Raw genomic sequence first — 3,299 nt, 5'->3', positions numbered from 1 at the left:
GTGACGAACAAAGCCGAACTGCCACTCCGCTACCGTCCGGACAGTTTCACGATCCGCGCCGGTAACCGTGTCTATCACCAGTCGATTAGTGACGCGAGCGGCGGCGTTCCGCCAAAGGGACAGAGTATCGTCTATTTCGCCGTCTCGGGTACGCCCGACGGCGGGCGCAATGAACTCTCGTTGAAAAACGAGTTCACCGTGTTGCTCACACGGCTCTCATTTCCATCGCCGCCTCCTGCCTCGACGAACATCCCGCCTGCCACTCCAACCGCTCCCGAACCATGAATCCGCGCGATTTCCTCAGTTTCTTTCGCACCAAGAGCGGCAAGCTCCTGCTGTTCGTCGTCGTCTTCGCCGGGGCGCTGCTGATCTTCAGTGCCATCCGCAAGCACCAGCCCGGCGACGGAGACGACGTGGCGACCGTCACAAAACCCACGACGAACCACAGCGACAAACCCCAGGTGGTGCAGACCGTGCAACGGGCGATGGAAGCGTTTCACCCGCCGCCGCCGAAGCCGGAACCACCACCGCTCGTTGCTCCGACAAATCGGCCACCACCCTCTGCCTCTGCGCCGGTCCCATTACCACCGGCACACCAGCCCGAACCACTCGCGCCCATCAGTCTCTTTGGCGATGCGACCGCTGGCGTCATGGAGCCGAAATCGCTCGGTTCCACTTACGCCCCGTTTGGCCGGCTGATTTCATGCGAGACCATTGTTACGGTGGACTCGGCTTCGATTCAAACGCCCATCATCGGGTTGGTCACAGAGGATGTTTTTCACGCGGGCAAGCTGGTTATTCCGGCGGGCACGGAGATTCACGGCACCGCACAAGCCGACCGTCATCGTGAACGCATCGCCAGCGGAAGCTCGTGGACGTTTGTCTGGCAGACCGGCGAGGAGCTTCGTTTGAAAGGCGTCGCGCTTGACCGCGAATTTGCGAGTGGACAGGAAGGCTGGGGCATCACCGATGGCAGCGCGGGTCTGCGCGGGCGCATCATCAAGTCCGACGATCTTGCCGAAATAAAACTCTTTGCCGCCACCTTCCTCAGCGGCGCGGCAGGCGCGCTCACGGAGAAAGCGCAGACGCTGTTCGGTTCGATTGACAGCCGTTCGCTCAACAACGCACCGCTCAAGGGCGCGCAGGATGTCCTCAAAATATACGCCCAGCGCATCCAAGACACGATTCAGCGCGACGGATTTTACGTCCGCGTGCCGTCCGGCAAACAGTTTTACCTCTACGTGCTCCAGACTATTGACCGCGTCGAAGCCGTGATTGGCGGCGCGGCCACGCCGTTCATCGGAGAACAAAAAGTTCAACCTGCTCTAAATCCACCGCAGCCAGGATCGTCCTTGTTCGACTCTCCCATTCCAACTGAACCCGCCATCCACAAAACGCCATGAAACTACTCTACTTGATTCCGCTCGTGCTCTTGGGTGCCTGTTCCACGTCGAGGCCGCCCAAGCTTACGGTGCGTCCACAGGAACCACCGCCTGCGATGGACGACTCGGCCGTTCGTTACCCTGAAAGTTTCCGCGCCTACCACATCGGGCGTTACGCCGATCCAAACAACAGTCATGTAATGCACGAGCATCACACCGTTTATCGCGTCGAGGCGCACAGCCGTTGGAACCTCCATCCCGGCTCGGACTGTGCGGTGGTGCCCGCCCTTTCAACGACATCAACCAACCCGGCGTTCGCTTCTCCGCCTTTGACCGACGCAACTCTTGCGGAACTGAATCTCCAAAAAGCCACGACAGCGCAGGTGATGAGCCAGACGAAGGTGCTTGCCGCTTCGCTCGATCAACTTCAGGCCGTGCTTCGCCAGGCGAAGCTGGGCGCGGAAGAAACTGCCGCTGTCCGCAAGCTGGTCGTCACGTTGGAAAAGCGGTTGCAGGCAATGGAGGCGGAGCAACAGCGTCTGGCGCAGACGCTCGCCGCCCCGCCGGCAAGTGAGAACAACACGAACACCTCGGCCAGTCCCTTCGATGAAAAATGAAAACACTTTGCTGACTCATTGAGGACGATTCCATGCCGGCATCGGCAGTCGTTTTCGGTCAGCAACGCGGCTACCACGCCGCATCCATAAACAAAAAACAAACCTCATTATGAGCAAAACGAAAGCACCACCGAATGACGCCAGCGGCCCGGCCGCCGCCGCGCCCACCGACCAGCCCATCTACCGGAGCAACCCGGAGGTGGACGCGAAAATTGATGCCTACATCAAAGAGAATCCCAAGTATTGGGCCTATGTTGAAGAGATGCCGCGCGAGCGGCTTGAACGGAGCGCGGTCTTGAATGAAGTCCAGAAACTCGACCGTCAGCAGAAAATGCGGGACGGAATCATGAAACGCATCAATTCGAATCCCGAGATGAAAACAGCTTTCGAGACGCTGGTGAAGAACGTCCCCGAGGAACAGCGGGAAAACGTGATGATGCAGATTGCCACGCAGGCCCGTCGCAGCATCAGCCGAAGCCAAACCCCGGCGTGACGGCACCGAACCTCCGAAATGAATCGGATTCGCTTCACCCGTCTTCCCGGCTGGAGACCCCAGCCGGGAAGACAAAGGCCGGACTGGGCTTTGACCATGTCGATTACGGTTTCCAGCGACTGGACTGAGACATGTTCCAATCTGGGACAGACCAAACGCAACCAGCAAAGCCTTGCCAGAGGCGCACTTGACGCAGGTGGATAGTTGAGACGATATTCGCTGACGATGGGTGGGGTAAAGGAGGCAAGCAATCCTTTGCAGTCTTCTGAAAACTCCATCCAAACGCCGGCCATCACGCTCATGCAACACCCGGTTGAACTCGTAGGGAAGCTGGGGAAGTTCGTGGATAGACTGATTCACGAACAGGGTGATTATTTGTTTCTGGTTTGGACCTTCCTGTCCCTCGCGGTCATCGCGTGGATTCTCGGTAGGAAAAGACGTTTCAAGCCGGGAACGCCTAGCCACATCATCGTTGTTCCCGCTTCCCCACCGCGACCGCCCGTTCCGCAGACCCAACTATCGAACCATCCAAATTACCCGCCAGAGTCCGAGAGACCAAAGGGTGACGACAATGACACCAACTCTTTCTCGGTCTGATTGGCGGGTGAGGCTCACGCACTCCCCATTCCTCACGGAAAGGGGTTTGTATGAGCCGCCTCAACCTCATCGGACAAGCCATCGCTAGACTGCGCTCTCAGCGGGGTTGGACGCAAAAAACGCTCATGGCGAAATTGCAATGCCAGGGCGTGGACATCACCCGCGACGTGCTTGCCAACATTGAGTCTGGTCGCACCAAAGTCACGGACG

At 58.6% G+C, this 3,299-nt stretch carries 4 protein-coding genes; all 4 read left to right on the top strand.

Features of this window, described 5'->3' with window-relative positions; all coding sequences use genetic code 11:
- Positions 1 to 285, top strand: a 285-nt coding sequence (locus JNN07_07130) for a hypothetical protein (GenBank protein ID MBL9167499.1), incomplete at its 5' end; no start/stop codon positions are given.
- Complete coding sequence (locus tag JNN07_07125; GenBank protein ID MBL9167498.1) at positions 282 to 1,403, top strand: TrbI/VirB10 family protein; 1,122 nt, start codon at positions 282 to 284, stop codon at positions 1,401 to 1,403. The genes JNN07_07130 and JNN07_07125, both read left to right, overlap by 4 nt.
- Positions 1,404 to 1,498: 95 nt before the next feature.
- On the top strand, positions 1,499 to 1,999 hold the full coding sequence (locus tag JNN07_07120) for a hypothetical protein (GenBank protein MBL9167497.1): 501 nt from the start codon (positions 1,499 to 1,501) through the stop codon (positions 1,997 to 1,999).
- Between the two features lie 109 nt (positions 2,000 to 2,108).
- Complete coding sequence (locus JNN07_07115) at positions 2,109 to 2,492, top strand: hypothetical protein (protein ID MBL9167496.1); 384 nt, start codon at positions 2,109 to 2,111, stop codon at positions 2,490 to 2,492.
- Positions 2,493 to 3,299: the final 807 nt, after the last annotated feature.

The organism is Verrucomicrobiales bacterium, from assembly GCA_016793885.1.
Classification (GTDB): domain Bacteria; phylum Verrucomicrobiota; class Verrucomicrobiia; order Limisphaerales; family UBA11320; genus UBA11320.
The sequence above is the reverse complement of the archived record's forward strand: the minus strand, read 5'-3'. Positions and strand labels throughout refer to the sequence as shown.